General features: G+C 74.4%; 14 protein-coding genes. 6 read left to right on the forward strand and 8 right to left on the reverse strand.

Annotated elements, in window-relative coordinates:
- Positions 1-157 precede the first annotated feature (157 nt).
- Positions 158-361 carry an EF-hand domain-containing protein gene (locus ACF09E_RS09595; protein ID WP_361855722.1) on the reverse strand — a complete coding sequence of 68 codons (204 nt, stop codon included), beginning with the start codon at positions 359-361 and terminating at the stop codon, positions 158-160.
- Between the two features lie 122 nt (positions 362-483).
- Complete coding sequence (locus ACF09E_RS09600) at positions 484-1791, reverse strand: hypothetical protein (protein WP_392204634.1); 1308 nt, start codon at positions 1789-1791, stop codon at positions 484-486.
- A 312-nt stretch (positions 1792-2103) separates the two neighbouring features.
- On the opposite strand from ACF09E_RS09600, the gene surE reads away from it, so the two are divergent.
- Both surE and ACF09E_RS09610 read left to right on the forward strand, forming a co-directional pair.
- The gene (surE, locus tag ACF09E_RS09605) at positions 2104-3012 is read left to right on the forward strand and encodes a 5'/3'-nucleotidase SurE (protein ID WP_392204635.1); all 909 of its coding nucleotides are present in this window, start codon (positions 2104-2106) and stop codon (positions 3010-3012) included.
- A gap of 178 nt (positions 3013-3190) precedes the next feature.
- The gene (locus ACF09E_RS09610; protein ID WP_392204636.1) at positions 3191-3667 is read left to right on the forward strand and encodes a hypothetical protein; all 477 of its coding nucleotides are present in this window, start codon (positions 3191-3193) and stop codon (positions 3665-3667) included.
- Between the two features lie 139 nt (positions 3668-3806).
- On the opposite strand, the gene ACF09E_RS09615 is transcribed toward ACF09E_RS09610, so the two are convergent.
- Positions 3807-4979, reverse strand: a complete 1173-nt coding sequence (locus ACF09E_RS09615; RefSeq protein ID WP_392204637.1) for a cytochrome P450 — start codon at positions 4977-4979, stop codon at positions 3807-3809.
- Between the two features lie 294 nt (positions 4980-5273).
- Here ACF09E_RS09615 and ACF09E_RS09620 point away from each other — a divergent pair, with 294 nt between their 5' ends.
- Positions 5274-6461, forward strand: a complete 1188-nt coding sequence (locus ACF09E_RS09620) for a cytochrome P450 (RefSeq protein ID WP_392204638.1) — start codon at positions 5274-5276, stop codon at positions 6459-6461.
- A 48-nt stretch (positions 6462-6509) separates the two neighbouring features.
- Here ACF09E_RS09620 and opcA read toward each other — a convergent pair whose 3' ends face one another.
- Both opcA and ACF09E_RS09630 read right to left on the reverse strand, forming a co-directional pair.
- Entirely contained in the window at positions 6510-7466 is a 957-nt protein-coding gene (gene opcA / locus ACF09E_RS09625) for a glucose-6-phosphate dehydrogenase assembly protein OpcA (RefSeq protein WP_392204639.1), read from the reverse strand.
- 83 nt (positions 7467-7549) lie between these two features.
- Positions 7550-8107: a DoxX family protein gene (locus ACF09E_RS09630; RefSeq protein ID WP_392204640.1), complete on the reverse strand. Its 558-nt coding sequence runs from the start codon at positions 8105-8107 to the stop codon at positions 7550-7552.
- Positions 8108-8319: 212 nt separating this feature from the next.
- Here ACF09E_RS09630 and ACF09E_RS09635 point away from each other — a divergent pair, with 212 nt between their 5' ends.
- The 3 genes from ACF09E_RS09635 (at position 8320) to ACF09E_RS09645 (ending at position 11005) form a co-directional block, all read left to right on the forward strand.
- Positions 8320-9708 carry a dipeptidase gene (locus ACF09E_RS09635; RefSeq protein WP_392204641.1) on the forward strand — a complete coding sequence of 463 codons (1389 nt, stop codon included), beginning with the start codon at positions 8320-8322 and terminating at the stop codon, positions 9706-9708.
- A 127-nt stretch (positions 9709-9835) separates the two neighbouring features.
- Complete coding sequence (locus ACF09E_RS09640) at positions 9836-10438, forward strand: HdeD family acid-resistance protein (RefSeq protein WP_392204642.1); 603 nt, start codon at positions 9836-9838, stop codon at positions 10436-10438.
- 144 nt (positions 10439-10582) lie between these two features.
- Positions 10583-11005: a DUF350 domain-containing protein gene (locus ACF09E_RS09645; protein WP_361851732.1), complete on the forward strand. Its 423-nt coding sequence runs from the start codon at positions 10583-10585 to the stop codon at positions 11003-11005.
- A gap of 55 nt (positions 11006-11060) precedes the next feature.
- Here ACF09E_RS09645 and ACF09E_RS09650 read toward each other — a convergent pair whose 3' ends face one another.
- From ACF09E_RS09650 to ACF09E_RS09660, 3 genes are all read right to left on the reverse strand, one after another.
- A complete protein-coding gene (locus tag ACF09E_RS09650; protein WP_388795372.1) occupies positions 11061-11543 on the reverse strand; it encodes a hypothetical protein in 483 nt (160 codons plus the stop codon).
- Positions 11540-12976 carry a WGR domain-containing protein gene (locus ACF09E_RS09655; RefSeq protein WP_392204643.1) on the reverse strand — a complete coding sequence of 479 codons (1437 nt, stop codon included), beginning with the start codon at positions 12974-12976 and terminating at the stop codon, positions 11540-11542. The genes ACF09E_RS09650 and ACF09E_RS09655 overlap by 4 nt, the downstream gene beginning before the upstream one ends.
- Before the next feature lie 209 nt (positions 12977-13185).
- Positions 13186-14397, reverse strand: a complete 1212-nt coding sequence (locus ACF09E_RS09660; RefSeq protein WP_392204644.1) for an ROK family protein — start codon at positions 14395-14397, stop codon at positions 13186-13188.
- Positions 14398-14451: the final 54 nt, after the last annotated feature.

Below are 14451 nucleotides of genomic sequence, written 5' to 3' on the forward strand. Positions count from 1 at the left end.
CGCTCGGTCACGTCCCGCGCCGGCCCCGCTGACGACACCGACGGGACCAGGGGCCGGCGCGCCGCTGCCGACGGCGCGGTGGCACACCGCCCGAGCCTCCCCGCCCGGAGAAGCACAGCTGCGGTCGCGGGGGCTCGCGCCGTCGGGCCCGACGACGCTACTTCAGCAGGGTGCGGAACTCGTCGAAGTCGAGGACACCGTCGTGGTTCGCGTCGGCCTCCATGGCCTTCCTGACCTCGTCCGCCAAGTGCCCATGAGCGCCCTCGGCCTTGAAGCCCTCCGCCAGCTCGACGATGTTGATCCGCCCGTCGCCGTCCTTGTCGATCTCGTCGAACAGCGCCCTGAGCTCGGTCTCGTTCACGACATACCTCTCTCACGTTCACAGGACCCGAAGGCCCACGTGCCCACCACCCTGCCACACCGTCGACGGCCCGCCGGCGACCGTGACCCGGGACGGGACCGTCGTTCGCCCTCCATCCCGCCTCAGTTCCCGGCGGGGAGCGCGGGAAAGACGACGACCGAGCCGTCCTTGTCGCGGGCCATCTCGATCGCCACGTCCGAAGGGCGGCCGTTCGTCGGTGCCGCGTCGGCCAGTTGGTGGATGCGGTGCGTCGCCCGCATCAGCCGGTCGACCTCGCCCGTCGTGAAGACCGGTCGCAGCCCCTGCGGGCGGGCCAGTTCCAGGGACGACAGGCGGAGCAGGACCTCGGCGATGCCCGACTCCATGTCGTCGAGGCGCTGTTGGTCGCGCTTCAGGGCGCGGGTGAAGTTCTCGAACAGGTTGCCGGGGTCGTTCTGGGCGTGCTCGACGGCCTGCAGGACGTTGACGCGCTGCTTCAGCGCGATGGCGAGGGAGGCGAGTTCGAGGTGCGCGCGGAACTCGCCGCCGTCGTCGTCGATCCCGGGGAAGGGCTTGGCCAGCGTGGCGATGTCGACGGCCTCGCCGCCGGGCAGCCGGTCGAGGGCGCTCCGCCACCGGGCCAGCCGGCGGTCGGCGGCGCCGAGCGCCGAGTTGATCGCGTGCACGGCCGAGTCCAGCCCCAGCGACGCCCCGATCTTGCCCTGGTCGAGGAGGACGGCGGTGGCCTTGTCGATGGCGTCGCGGCAGCCGTCGAGTTCGCTGTGCTCGGCCTCCAGCCTGTCCTCGTGCAGCTGCTCCAGCAGGTCCGTGATGCGTTCGACGGCCTCCCGGCGCTTGGCGTCGGCGTTCGCGCTCACCCCCACCGCCAGCGCCATGAGCACGAGCGGCGCGGCGACGGTGAGGGCCGCGCTGCCGGCGACCGCGACTCCGGCGGTTGCCCCGGCCCCGCCCGCGGCGCCCGCGGCCGCCGCCTTGACCGGCACGAACGTCGCACCGGCGACGATGCGGCCCGTCGTGTCGACGAGCGGCCCTCGGAAGCCGCCGGTCACGGCCTTCGACACCATCGGGCGAACGAGGCCCTGCCCGAAGGCGCCGGCGACCTTCGCCGGGACGACCAGCCGGTACAGCCCCTCGCCCGCGACCGTGGCCGCCGAGGAGGAGCTCCGCGCCGATGCCGTGACGAGCTGGGAGAGGTGCTGCGCGAGCGGGCTCACGGCGTCGAGGGGGATGCCCCGGGCGCGGTCGAGGCGCTCCGGCAGGGGGTGCGCTTCGAGCGTCGCGACCGGTTCGTCCGCGAGGGCGGCCAGCACGGTGCGCAGCTCCGCCAGTCGCCCGGCCGTCATCCGCTGCTCGCCGCCGAACGGGGCCACCCGGACGTCACGGGTCGCGAGCGCCCACACCGGAACGGTGGTCTTGCGGTAGTCGATCATTCTCTCCCCCTGGTTCCCTCGCACACCCTAAGGCCGTCGGCCCGCGCCGACGACGGATTCCGCTCCCCCGGATCACGGCGGCGGCCGACGGAGGCCCGCGGGGCGGCGGTCGGCTTCCGGCGCGGTGCGCCGCCGGCGACCGGGCACCGGTGCGTGACGGCGTCGGGTCGGCCGCGACGGAGGGGCGACAGAAGTGTTTACGGCGCCGCAGACGGCGTGTTACACGTGTAACCACACCGGGCGGACTCCCTGGAACCACGGGCCGGTTCCGCCCCTTCGCGTCCGTACGCCGTTCCCCGAAGGAGCCCCTCCATGAGACGCACGCGTGTTCTTCCCCTGGCCGCTCTGCTGCTCTGCACCCCCGCGCTGACCGGCACGGCCTCGGCCGGATCCGCTCCCGGCGCGGGCGACGCGGCCCGGCCGCTGCGCATCCTGCTGACCAACGACGACGGCTACGCCGCGCCGGGACTCCGCATGCTGTTCCAGCGGCTGACGGCCGCGGGGCACGAGGTCACCGTCGTCGCCCCGTCGACCGACCAGAGCGGGGCGGGGACGAGGCTGACGAGCGGAAGCTCCGTCAGGGTCGAGCACCCCGAGCCGCGGGTGTGGGCCGTGGACGGCACCCCGGGCGACTCCGTGTCCTTCGGCCTCGCCGCGGTGTTCCGGGACCGCGCGCCTGACCTGGTGGTGTCCGGTACGAACTTCGGGCCCAACGTGGCGGCCCTGGCGACCCATTCGGGCACGGTCGGCGGCGCGATCGCCGCCCTGGAGCGCGGCGTGCCGGCCATCGCCGTGAGCACCGGCGAGTTGGCCGTCCCGGTGCCCGAGCAGATCCTCAACGCCATGCGTCCCACCAACGACTTCACCGTCAAGCTCATCGACAGGCTGCGGGCGCGGGCCGGGAACGGCCGGCTCCTCCCGGCGGGCGTGGGTCTGAACGTGAACCACCCGGTGGTGGGTGGGGACGGCCGGGGCACGGCCCGGGGCGCCGCCGTCACCAGCCAGGACCCTCAGCCCGTGCTGGCGGCGACGTACACGGACGCGGGCGACGGCACGTGGAAGGTCGGCGTCGCCCTGGTCCCGGCGCCGAACCGGAGGGGCGGCGACGCGGAGGCGGTCACGGCGGACAAGGTGTCCATCGCCCCGATCTCCCCCGACTGGAACACGGGCACGGCGGACGCGACCAGGATCGCCCTCCTCCTGGCCGGCCTGCGCCCGTGACCCCTACGCCACAACCGGGCCCGGCCGACGCGGGCCTGGCGCGGCCGGCAGCAGGCGCGGCCGGGTCGTCGGTGCCGTCCGAGGGCCGGCCCGGCAGGCGGCACCCCTCCTCGTCCCCGTTCCCGGTATCGCCTCCCCGTGCTCTCCGTTCCGGTGCGGCAGTGGAATGATCTCCGGCGTGGAGAACTCGGGGGCGTGGAGCCGGGGGCCGGTGGGTGGCGGCGCCGACGGGAGCGACGGGCTGCGGCGGTTGCTCGACGGCGTCGGGGCGCGGGTCGGGGAGGGGGACGGGGCGCTCGTCGTGACCGGGCCGCTCGTCTGTCCGTACTGCCGGTGGGACCGGTTCGAGGTCGTGGTGGACGAGTGCTTCTGCGAGGGGTGCTGCCTGCCCCTCGACGTGCTCGTCGAGGACGTGGAGGGCGGCGGGGACCCGGTGGTGCGGGAGCTCAGGCCGCCCGTGGCCGCGCGTGCCGGGGCGGACGCCCGCATGGTCGGCTGTCCCGCGGGCCACGAGCTGTTCCAGGTGGCCGCCGCGTACACGCTCGGGCCGGGGGCGCGCTTCCGGCGCCTCTGGGTCGGCCTCCGGTGTCCCAAGGACGGGGCGCTGGGCCTGCTCGTCGACGACGCGCGGATCCCGCCGGCCGTCGGCCGGTAGCCGGGCACGGCGGCCGGGGAGGGCCGGGGCCCGAGCCGTGCAGCGGGCTCGGGCCCCGGCGGGGTGCACGGGTGTCGCGCACCGGCGTGGTGCCCGTCTCCCGGACGGCACCGCGCTCACTGGTTTCAGTGCCAGTACTTCATGGTCGTACCTCCTCCCCCGTGTCTGGACGCAGGGTGACCTCGAAGCGGTCGAGACCGCGCAGGGTCAGATTGCGCCGGTGTTCCGGTTCCGCGACCGCCCGCGCCCGGGGGTACTCCCTCGCCAGGGCGCCCAAAACCGATCCGGTGAGCCGGATCGCCATGGACGCGCCCAGACAGGCATGGGCCCCGCGGCCGAACCCGAGGTGCGGGTTCGGGGCGCGGTCGAGTCGCAGCTCTGCGGGGCGTGCGAAGCGGAGCGGGTCGTGGTTGGCCGCGCCCAGGAAGAGCGTGACCGGATCACCCGCCTTCATCGCGACGCCGCCCAGTTCGGTGTCGGTGACGCAGACCCGGGCGTCCGCCTGGACCGGGGCGTCGTACCGGATGAGTTCGTCCACGGCCGCGGCCGGGGCGGCCCGGAACGCGTCGAGCGCGCCGGGGTTGGTGAGGAGCGCGGCCGCCGCGTTGCCCAGGAGCCGGGACGCGGATTCGTAGCCGGCGTGGAGGACGGCCCGCAGACTGTTGCGCAGAACCGTTTCCGCGACGCCGCTGTCCGCCGCATGCGCGGCGACGTACGCGATGAGGCCCTTCTCGGGCGGGTCGGCCAGCCAGCCGCCCGCGTACTCGGCGAGCCGGGCGCGGGCGGCGATGGCCGGTTCGTGCTTCTCCGGCCAGAGGCCGGCGTCCATGCCGTCGACGACGGTACGGGACATGGGGACGAACCAGTCCAGCCCGGGAGCCGGCACACCGAGGAACGCGGTCACGAAGCGGAGCGCGAGAGGCTCGGCGAGCTCGCCGACGAGATCGAAGGAGGGACGTCGGGCCGACTCCGCCAGCAGGTCGGAGATCTGGCCTTCCAGGTCGTCGTGCAGGGCCTGGCGGTCCTGTGCCCGGAAACCGTCGAGCAGCAGGTGCCGGATGGCGGTGTGCTCGGGCGGGTCGAGGGTCTGCACGCTGAGCAGGGGGGCGGGGATCTCCTCCCCCGCACGCCGCCAGTCGGAGGCGAACCCGTTGCTGTCGGTGAGCACCGCGAGGCAGTCGGCGTGCCGGGTGAGGACCCAGGAGCCGAGCAGTTCGTGCCAGAGGACGGGCGAGGTCTCGCGCATCCGGGCGTACGAGGGGTAGGGGTTCCGGAGGATCGACGGGCGGGCCAGATCCAGAATCGGGTCCACGGCTGCCGCTTGCTCCACGAAACACATCCCCCTGCGCATAGGGCCTGGTTGAGGCCTTGGCTGCTACCGAGTCGCGCGTACGGGGCGCCGGTCACCGGTGGGCGGGGCGCCTCGCTGATCCTGTCACCGGCGGTTCGCCGGTCCTTCTCCGGACATCGATCCGAGCCGAGCGCCGGTGACGCTACCACGCAACTGGGGTGGCTGGTATGACTACTTGCCAGAGATCTTTCACAAATCATCGGGGAGTTACGGAAGATGACCGGTCAAGAGCAGGCAATCGTTCACGATGTCCCGGTGAACGTCGCGCAACAGCCCAACCCCTACCCGCTCTTCGAGCGCATCCGCGAGCACGGCGTCGTCCAGCGTGTCCGGCTGAATCCCACCCTTGAAGTCTGGATGGTCACCGGTTACGACGAGGCCGTGGCCGCGCTGACCGACACGCGGCTCAGCAGCAGCCCCGTCGGGGTCACCGGCCTGGAAGAGGAGATGGCCCACCAGGAGCGCACCAACGTGCTGATGGCCAGCATGCTCGTCGCCGACGGCGAGGACCACACCCGGCTGCGCAACCTGGTCTCGAAGGCCTTCACCTTCCGCCGCGTGGAGCAGCTGGCACCCCGTGTCCAGGCGCACGCCGACGCCTTCGTCGATGCCTTCGCCGCCCGCGGAACCGCCGACCTCGTCTCGGAGTTCGCGCTGCCGCTCCCCATGGCCGTCCTCAGCGAGCTCATCGGCATCCCCGCCGAGGGCCAGCCCGACTTCGCCCGTCTCGCCGTCGGTCTGATCATGCCGCCGAACACTCCCGAACGTCTCGCCAAGGGCGCCCGAGCGCGCGCCGAACTCAGCGAGTTCTTCGAGCCGTTGATCGCCCAGCGCAAGGCCGAACCGAAGGACGACCTGCTGAGCGCGCTCTGCGCCGCGCAGGCCGAGGAGCGGATCAGCGACCGCGAGCTGACGGCCATGGCGATCCTCCTCACCCTGGCCGGACACGAGACGACGGCGAGCCTCATCGCCAACGGCGTCCACGCGCTACTGCGCCACCCGGACCAGTTCGCCGCGCTCCGCGACGACCCCGCGCTGCTCCCGGGCGCCATCGAGGAACTCCTGCGCTACGAGGGGCCGGTGAGCCGTGGCGTCGCCCGCTTCACCACCGATGCCTACGAGATCGGCGGGGTCACCGTCCCGGCCGGCGAGATGATCATCATCGGGCTCGCCGCGGCCAACCGCGACCCCGCGCGCCACGACCGTCCCGACATCCTCGACGTCGCACGCCGCGAAGTCCCGCAACAACTCGCTTTCGGCCATGGCGTGCACTTCTGCCTGGGCGCACCGCTGGCCCGCGTGGAGGCGCGAATCGCCCTCGGCACGCTGCTGCGCCGCCTCCCCGACCTGCGGCTCGCCGACCCCGACGCGGATCTGAGCCGGCGCGAGGGCATCCTGCGCGGCATGGCGACCCTGCCCGTCGCGTTCACCCCCGAGGCCTGAGCCGCCCGGCCGGCGAGGTGGGCCGCACGGCGACGGCGGGCGCGCCGCTCAGCCTCGGCTCCCCGACCGCCGCTCGGCGGCCGGGCGGGTGGCTCCGTCGGGGCCGCGCAGGGCCGCCGCGTAGGCGTCGTCCGGGTCGAGGCGGCGTAGTTCCTCGGCGATCAGCTCGGCCGTCGTCCGGACCTTCAGGGCCAGGACCCGGCTGGGCTGGCCGGGGATGGCGAGCCGGGCGACCGGGCCCTCGGGCCGGTCGATGCGGATCTCGCCGCCCGCGGTGCCCATGCGGACGGCCGTGACGACGGGCCCGTCGGTGACGATCCGGTCGACGGGGACGCCGAGGCGCACCTCGAACCAGCGGGCGAGGAGTTCGGCGCTCGGGTTCTCCGCCTCGCTCTCGACGGCGGCCGACGTGATGGTCACCGGCGCCTGGTCGAGCGCGGCGGCCAGCATCGACCGCCAGGGGGTGAGCCGGGTCCAGGCGAGGTCGGTGTCGCCGGGGGCGTACGAGGCGGCCCGCTTCGCCAGGGCGGCGAGGGGGTCCTCGACCGCGTACATGTCGGTGATGCGGCGCTGGGCGAGGGAGCCCAGCGGGTCGCGGGACGGCACCTCGGGGGCGTCCACGGGCCACCAGACGACGACGGGCGCGTCCGGCAGGAGCAGCGGCAGGACCACGGAGTCGGCGCGGTCGCCGAGTTCGCCGTGGAGCCGGAGCAGGACCGTCTCGCCCGAACCGGCGTCCGTGCCGAGCCGGACCTCGGCGTCGAGCCGGGTCTCGTGGCGCCCGCGGGGCGAGCGGGCGTGACGCCTGATCACCACCAGGATGCGGGAGGGGTGCTCCCGCGAGGCGTCGTTGGCGGCCTTGACCGCGTCGTAGGCGTTCTCCTCGTCGGTGACGACGACGAGGGTGAGCACGACACCCGCGGCGGGTGTGCCGACGGCCCGGCGGCCTTCCAGGATCGCCTTGTTGATCTTGCTGGAGTTGGTGTCCGTCAGATCGATCTTCATTGCGCGGCGACCGTCCCTTCCTCTGCGGCGAGCCTAACGCTCCCGCACGGTGGACGCGTGCGGGCCCCCTGCCCCGGGCCGCCTCACGCGGATCCCGGCTCCGTCTCCGTCGCCTCCTCCGCGGCCGCCCGGGCCGCGGCCTGGTCGTCGGCCCGTCGGTTGACCACGGCGGCGGCCGCGATCGCCGTGCCGAGGAAGGCGGTGGCCACCACCCAGCGGCGGTCGAGGACATGGCCGGTGGCGTGGTCGAGGGAGTAGCGCCCGGCGCCGGTGACGCCGATCGCGGCGGCGACGAAGCCCAGGAACGCCGGGTACTCGTAGCCGCCGCCCTGGGCGAAGAACCCGGCCGGGGCGTGGACGGCGACGGCGCCGGTCATGGCTCCGGCGGCCGCGGCCCCGGCGGCCGGGGTGGCGAGTCCGAGGGCGAGCAGGGCCCCGCCGCCGGCCTCGCCGAGACCGGCGGCGACGGCGCTCTCCCGGGCCGGGTGGAAGCCCATGGCCTCCATGGCCTTGGTGGTGCCGTCGATGCCGCCGCCGCCGAACCAGCCGAAGAGCTTCTGGGTGCCGTGCGCGGCGAGTACGGCTCCGGTGCCGACCCGCAGCACGAGGAGTCCGAGGTCGCGTCGGTTGGGGTGGCCCATGGCGTGCTCCAGGTGCGGGAGGGGAAAGGGGGCGGAGGGATACGCGGTCCACTGTCGTCGCCCTGCTCGGCGCGCGCCGCCCGATCCCCGGGCGAATACTCCGTTCGAGTCACCTTTTGCGGCAGTTGTCCGCCGGTGCTTGTCTGGGAGGGCCGTCGCCGTCCCGGGGCCGTGAGCCGCGCCCCGCCACGGCCCGAGGGAAGTGGGTACGCATGACCACCGAGTCCACCGGGACCGCAACCCTGCGGGAGAGGATCCGGGCGCTGATGCCCCGGGCGAAGGAGGACCTGGCCGCCCTCGTGGCCATGCGATCGGTCGCCGACCCCCGCCAGTTCCCGCCCGAGGAGTGCGCGAGGACCGCCGACTTCCTCGTCCGGGCCTTCACGGAGGCGGGGCTCCGGGACATGCGCCGGGTGACGACCCCCGACGGCACGGACGCGGTCGTGGGGCACGCGCCGGGACCGGAGGGCGCGCCCACGGTGCTCCTGTACTGCCACTACGACGTCCAGCCGCCGCTGGACGACGCGGCGTGGGAGACCCCGCCCTTCGAGCTCACCGAGCGCGCCGGGCGCTGGTACGGCCGCGGCTCGGCCGACTGCAAGGGCAACATCGCCATGCACCTCACGGCCCTGCGCGCGCTCGGCGGTCCGGAGGGCGGGGAGTTCCCGGTGCACCTCAAGTTCGTGGCGGAGGGCTCCGAGGAGCAGGGCACCGGCGGGCTGGAGCAGCTCGTCCCGCAGCAGCCGGAACTCTTCGCCGCCGACACCCTGTTGATCTGCGACACCGGCAACTTCGCGCGCGGGCTGCCCACCACGACCACCTCGCTGCGCGGCCTCGCCAACGTCGTCGTCACCGTCTCCACGCTCAAGGGCGCGATGCACTCCGGCATGTTCGGCGGGCCCGCGCCCGACGCGCTGGCCGCGCTGATCCGGATGCTCGACAGCCTCCGCGACGAGCACGGGAACACCGCCGTCAAGGGGCTGCCGGGCGACGGGGTCTGGGACGGGGTGGACTACCCGGCCGAGCAGTTCCGCGCCGATGCCGGCGTCCTCGACGGAGTGTCCCTGGTCGGTACGGGGTCGGTCGCCGACGAGCTCTGGGCGCGGCCCGCGGTCACCGTGCTCGGCATCGACTGCCCGCCGGTGGTCGGCTCCTCGGCCGCCGTGCAGGCGAAGGTGAGCGCCCGGGTCAGCCTGCGGATCCCGCCGGGGGTGGACGCCGACGACGCGCAGCGCGCCCTCGCCGCGCATCTGACCTCGGCCGCCCCGTGGGGCGCCCGGGTGGAGGTGGAGGCGGAGAGCGGCGGCCAGGCGTTCCGGGCGCGCACGGACGGCCCCGCCTACGAGGCCCTCGGGGAGGCGCTCCGGGAAGCGTACGGGAAGGACATGGTCCGGTCGGGGCAGGGCGGATCGATCCCCCTCTGCAATGTGCTCGCCGCGCAGTTCCCCACCGCCGAGATCGCCCTGATCGGGGTCGAGGAGCCCGGCTGCCTCATCCACGCGCCGAACGAGAGCGTGGACCCCTCCGAGATCGAGCACATGGCGCTCGCCGAGGCGCTCTTCCTCCGTGGCTACGCCCGGTCGCGTGTGCCGCACGGGTGACCTGCCGGGGCGGCACCCGCCCGCGGGCCGACCGCACCGCGAACCCGGTCCACCCGGCGTGCCGACCCCGGCCGTTCCGCACGACCCCGACTCTGCCCCTCTCTCCACGGAAGGACGGGAACCGTCCATGGCACAGACTCACGACGGCCCGCGGCACCACGACGTACCACCCGGCCCGCTGAGCGCGCTCGCGGGCGCCGCCTGGCAGGCGCTCCTCTTCGCCGGCGTCGCCTCGCTGATCCTCGGCGTCATCGTGCTGGTCTGGCCGGACGCCTCGCTGTTCGTGGCGGGTCTGCTCTTCGGCCTCTTCCTGCTGTGCAGCGGTGTCATGCAGCTGGTCGCCGCCTTCGGCACCCACACCACGACGGCCCTGCGCGTCATGGCCTTCATCAGCGGCGCCCTGTCGATCCTGCTGGGTCTGCTGTGCTTCCGGGGTGCGACGCAGTCGATCCTGCTGCTGGCGCTCTGGATCGGGATCGGCTGGCTCTTCCGCGGCATCACCGAGACCATCGCGGCGGCCTCCGACCCCACGATGCCGGCGCGCGGCTGGCACGTCTTCCTCGGCATCGTGAACGCGCTCGCCGGTGTGGTCCTCATCGTCTCCCCGCTGGAGTCGGCCGCGGTGCTGATGGTCCTGGGCGGCATCTGGCTGCTGGCCGTCGGAGCGGTCGAGATCGTCACCGCGTTCCAGGTGCGGTCGCGCGCCAAGGACCTGCCGCCAGGGGTCTGACGGCGTCCGCGCCGCCCGCCGGCTCCCTCGCCGTCCGCCCGGATTCACGGGCGGACGGCGGCCCCCGTTGACGCGTGCGCTACATTTTGCCGGTCCTTGACCACCGATCCCCCGTGATCGCGAACCCCCGGAGACCGGCACACCATGAGCGACATCGTCAACGGCCTCGGCCGGGCCGGCGCCTACGGCGCCCTCGGCGTGGTCCTGCTGATCCTCGGCATAGTCCTCGTGGACGTGCTGACCCCGGGCAAGCTCCGCCGGCAGATCTGGGAGGACCGGAACCGCAACGCCGCGATCCTGCTCAGCTCCGCGCTGCTGGGCATCGGCGGCATCGTCTTCACCTCGATCTGGACGACGTACGAGAACTTCGGCAAGGGCCTCGTGTCGACGGCCGCGTTCGGCCTGCTCGGCCTCGTGATGATGGCCGTGGCGTTCCTCGTCGTGGACCTGGTGACGCCGGGCAAGCTGGGCGCCACGCTGGTCGACCCCGAGCCGCACCCCGCGGTCTGGGTGACGGCCTCCTGCAACATCGCGGTCTCGGCGATCGTCTCCGCCTCGATCGCCTGAACCCCGGGGCACGGCCGGGCACCCGGCGCCGCGCGCCCCGCCGGTCCCGGTCGGCTCAGCCCGGCAACGGCTCCACCTCCAGGTAACGGCGTCCGCGCGGCCCCTTGTAGAGGAGGGCCTCCCAGCCGAGCCGCTCCAGCACCGGTACGCAGCCGCCGAGGGCCGTCGCCTCCTCCAGGGCCGCGCCCGAGCCCGCCGGGCCCAGCCATTCGACCACCACCGCCCCCGGCCGGTCCGCCGGCCTGACGCGGTAGCCGGTGGCGGTCCGGAGTCCTGCGCCGTCCACGGCCGAGGGGCTGAGGGAGCCCGACTCCAGGGCGAGCGCCACGGCCCGGACCGGCTGCCGGCGCTCCCAGTCCGCGGGGACGGCCTTCGGGTCGCCGCCGCCCTGGCGGTGGGTCAGCCGTCTGATCTGGAGCAGCCCGTCGAGGGCGGCCCGGACGTCCCTGGACCGCTGCTCGGCGTCCGCCGGGGGCAGCGGCGGCCCGTCCCCCGTGGCCGCCTCGAACGTGCCGCCGCCCCCGTGACCCGTCGTCACCGGAGCCGCCGGATGTCACCGCGGACCCGGTAGAAGCCTCCCGCCGCCGCGTGCAGGGCGTCGACCACGTACCGCGCGCCGGGCTCCCGGATCGCGCGCGGGAACTGCACGTTCCACGCGGAGTCGTAGCCCTCGGAGATCACCCGGACCCGGGTCCTGCCCGATTCGTTCACGCACTCCACGACCACCGAACCGGCCGGCGCGACGCTGACGGACGTGACGGCCGTGGCGGTCGTGGCCGGTTCGTACACCGGCATGGCCGCGGCGAGCTTGATGTCCCGCGCGACCGGCACGCTGCCTCCCTGGGCGGCCTGGATCGCGGCCTCGCTCGCGTCCACGCAGACCAGCGAGCCGTCCGTGGTCACCAGGTAGAGGCGCTCGTCGCGGTACTGCATGGAGAGCGCGGAGCCACCCCCGGTGCCGAGCTTCCACAGCCGGGTGCCGTCCTCGGCGAAGCAGTAGACGGAGGAGGCGGAGTCGGCAGCGAAGACGAACCGGCCGCCGGGCGAGGTGGCGCAGGAGTACACGGGGCTGTCGCAGGCGTAGACCGCCTCCACGCGCCCGTCCTTCTTCGCGAGCCGCTGGACCTTCTTGCGGGCCGTGCCCGCGTAGACCGCGGTGTCCTCCTGCCAGCCGAAGAGCACCCCGCCGTCGGTGGCCGTGTGCCACAGCTCGCCGCCGCCGTCCGGCGCGTGGGCGGCGACGCCGCGCGTGTCCCCGTAGTAGACGGCGTCCCCGTCGGCGCGGACCATCCAGGCGTGCTCGCCCTGGCCGCCGCGCGCCCACTGGTGCTCGTCCTCGTGGTCGATGACCGTGAGCCGGCCCGAGCGGTCGGCGACGTGCAGGACGCCCTCCTGGATGTCGAGCCAGAAGATGTCGACGTCGGTGGCGATGTCGTACGCGGCGAAGGGCAGCTTCGACGACAGGTCGTACACCTTGCCGTCGTCGCAGCCCGCGTAGATCCAGAAGTCGTCGGCGACCAGGCACTTGACACCGTCGGGCAGGCTGAACCGGGCCTGGACCTCGCCGGAGCGGTCGAGCGTGAAGACGTCACCCGCCTGGTTGCCGACCCAGCAGCGCTCCTCGTCCACGTGGATGCCGAAGGCGGCCGATCCGGTCCGGAAGCGCCAGAGGACGGGGGCGACGGCGCGCGCGGTGGAGGGCGCGGAGGCCACCGCGCGGCGCGTCACGGCACGGGCCGCGCGCTCCCCGCGAACCGCCGGGGCGTACCCCTTGCGGACCTTCTCCCCTATCTTCTTCGCCGCGGCCGCCTGCGCCTTCGCCACCGTCGGGAAGGTGGAGGTCTGCGTCTGGCCCGCGGCACCGATGCGGCCGTAGCGGACCGACACCGTCAGGTCGTCCACGGTCACTTCGTAGAACTTGTGGGCGCCGCCGTCGTCCTGCGACAGCTCCAGATAGGTCGTCGTCGTCATGAGGAGAACGGTAGGCGCAGCCACTGACAACAGCCCCGGTGAGGCCGTGGCCGCGAGTCTGCGGTCCCTCCGTCAGGAGGGGGCGTGCCCGGGGGGGGCTTCGGGGCGGGCGGACCCGCGGGGCGCCCCTCCGACCCGGCCGTTCGCCGATGTCCCGAGGAGGCCCGCCGACTGAGGACCACGGGCAGGGGTGCCGGGTGGGGTGCGGGTCAGGCGCCCGCTGACGCGGCGTACGCCAGGGGGTCGGCCAGGACGTCGTGCAGGACGAGCGCCGCGGCGCCCCGTGAGGCGTCGGTGGCGGCGGAGGCGGCGCGCAGCCGGCCGGCCTCCGGCGTCCAGAGTCCCGAGACGACGCGTGCGGAGAGCTCTCCGGCCAGTGCGGGGGCCAGCCAGGGCATCAGCCGCGGGTAGATGCCGCCGAGGACGACCGCCTCGGGGTCGAGGAGGTTCACGGCGCCCGACAGGGCACGCCCCAGCATCCGGCCCGCCTCGGCGAGCGCGGCGAGGGCCCGCGGCTCACCGGCCTCCGCGCGGCCGGTCAGTTCGGGGATCCCGGGGGCCCGCGCCGCGTCGAGCAGCGCGGACTGCCCCGCGTACTGCTCCAGGCACCCGCGGGAGCCGCAGCGGCAGAGCGGGCCCTCGGCGTCGACGACGAGGTGGCCGATCTCTCCGGCGAAGCCGTGCGCGCCGCGCAGGAGTTCGCCGTGCACGACGATCGCGCCGCCCACGCCGATCTCGCCCGTCAGGTGCAGGAAGGTGCGGACGTCGCCGAGCGTCCCGAACCAGAGCTCGGCGAGGGCGGCCATGTTGGCCTCGTTGTCGGAGCTCAGCGGGAGGCGGGCGGCGCCCGGGCGGACGGCGGCGAGCGCCTCGCCGAAGAGGCGCTCGGCGTCGACCCCGTACCAGCCGAGGTTGGGCGCCTGCCGGACGGCTCCGCCGGAGACGAGGCCGGGCAGGGCGAGTCCGGCGGCCGCCGGGGCCAGGTGCCGTCCGGCGGCCGTGTCGAGGACGTCGGCGGCGAGCCGGGCCGCGCGGGCGAGCACCTCGGGGGCGCCGGCGGCGCGGTTGTCGAGCCGTTCGGTGCGGCGGACGCGGTCGGTGCCGGTGAGGTCGACGACGCAGGCCGTCACGTAGTCGACGTTGATCTCGACGCCGAGTCCCGCGGGTCCGGTGTCGGCCGGTTTCAGGACGGTGCCCGGCCGCCCCGCCTGCCCGCTGAACGTCTTGCCCGACTCGACGAGGAAGCCCAGGTCGAGGAGTTGTTCGACGAGGGAGGAGACGGCGGGGCGGGTGAGCCCGACGCGGGCGGCGACGGCCGCCCGGGTCGTCTCGCCGGCGTCGTGGACGGTCCGCAGGACGAGGCTCAGGTTGTGCCGGCGCACGCCCGACTTGTCGGCCTTGGGTTCCGTGGGCTGGTTCATGGTGAGCGCGAGCCTAGCCGCCCCGTCCGTCCGCCGGGAAACAGCGCTCCCGGC

It is taken from the genome of Streptomyces sp. NPDC014891 (genome assembly GCF_043081085.1).
In the GTDB taxonomy this organism is placed as follows: domain Bacteria; phylum Actinomycetota; class Actinomycetes; order Streptomycetales; family Streptomycetaceae; genus Streptomyces.

Excerpts from the sequence above, each read along its gene's own strand:
- ACF09E_RS09645 (WP_361851732.1), top strand. The coding sequence starts at position 10,583 with ATGAGCGACATCGTCAACGGCCTCGGCCGGGCCGGCGCCTACGGCGCC.
- ACF09E_RS09655 (WP_392204643.1), bottom strand. The coding sequence starts at position 12,976 with ATGACGACGACGACCTATCTGGAGCTGTCGCAGGACGACGGCGGCGCC.
- ACF09E_RS09640 (WP_392204642.1), top strand. The coding sequence starts at position 9,836 with ATGGCACAGACTCACGACGGCCCGCGGCACCACGACGTACCACCCGGC.
- ACF09E_RS09600 (WP_392204634.1), bottom strand. The coding sequence starts at position 1,791 with ATGATCGACTACCGCAAGACCACCGTTCCGGTGTGGGCGCTCGCGACC.
- ACF09E_RS09630 (WP_392204640.1), bottom strand. The coding sequence starts at position 8,107 with ATGGGCCACCCCAACCGACGCGACCTCGGACTCCTCGTGCTGCGGGTC.
- ACF09E_RS09635 (WP_392204641.1), top strand. The coding sequence starts at position 8,320 with ATGACCACCGAGTCCACCGGGACCGCAACCCTGCGGGAGAGGATCCGG.
- surE (WP_392204635.1), top strand. The coding sequence starts at position 2,104 with ATGAGACGCACGCGTGTTCTTCCCCTGGCCGCTCTGCTGCTCTGCACC.
- opcA (WP_392204639.1), bottom strand. The coding sequence starts at position 7,466 with ATGAAGATCGATCTGACGGACACCAACTCCAGCAAGATCAACAAGGCG.
- ACF09E_RS09660 (WP_392204644.1), bottom strand. The coding sequence starts at position 14,397 with ATGAACCAGCCCACGGAACCCAAGGCCGACAAGTCGGGCGTGCGCCGG.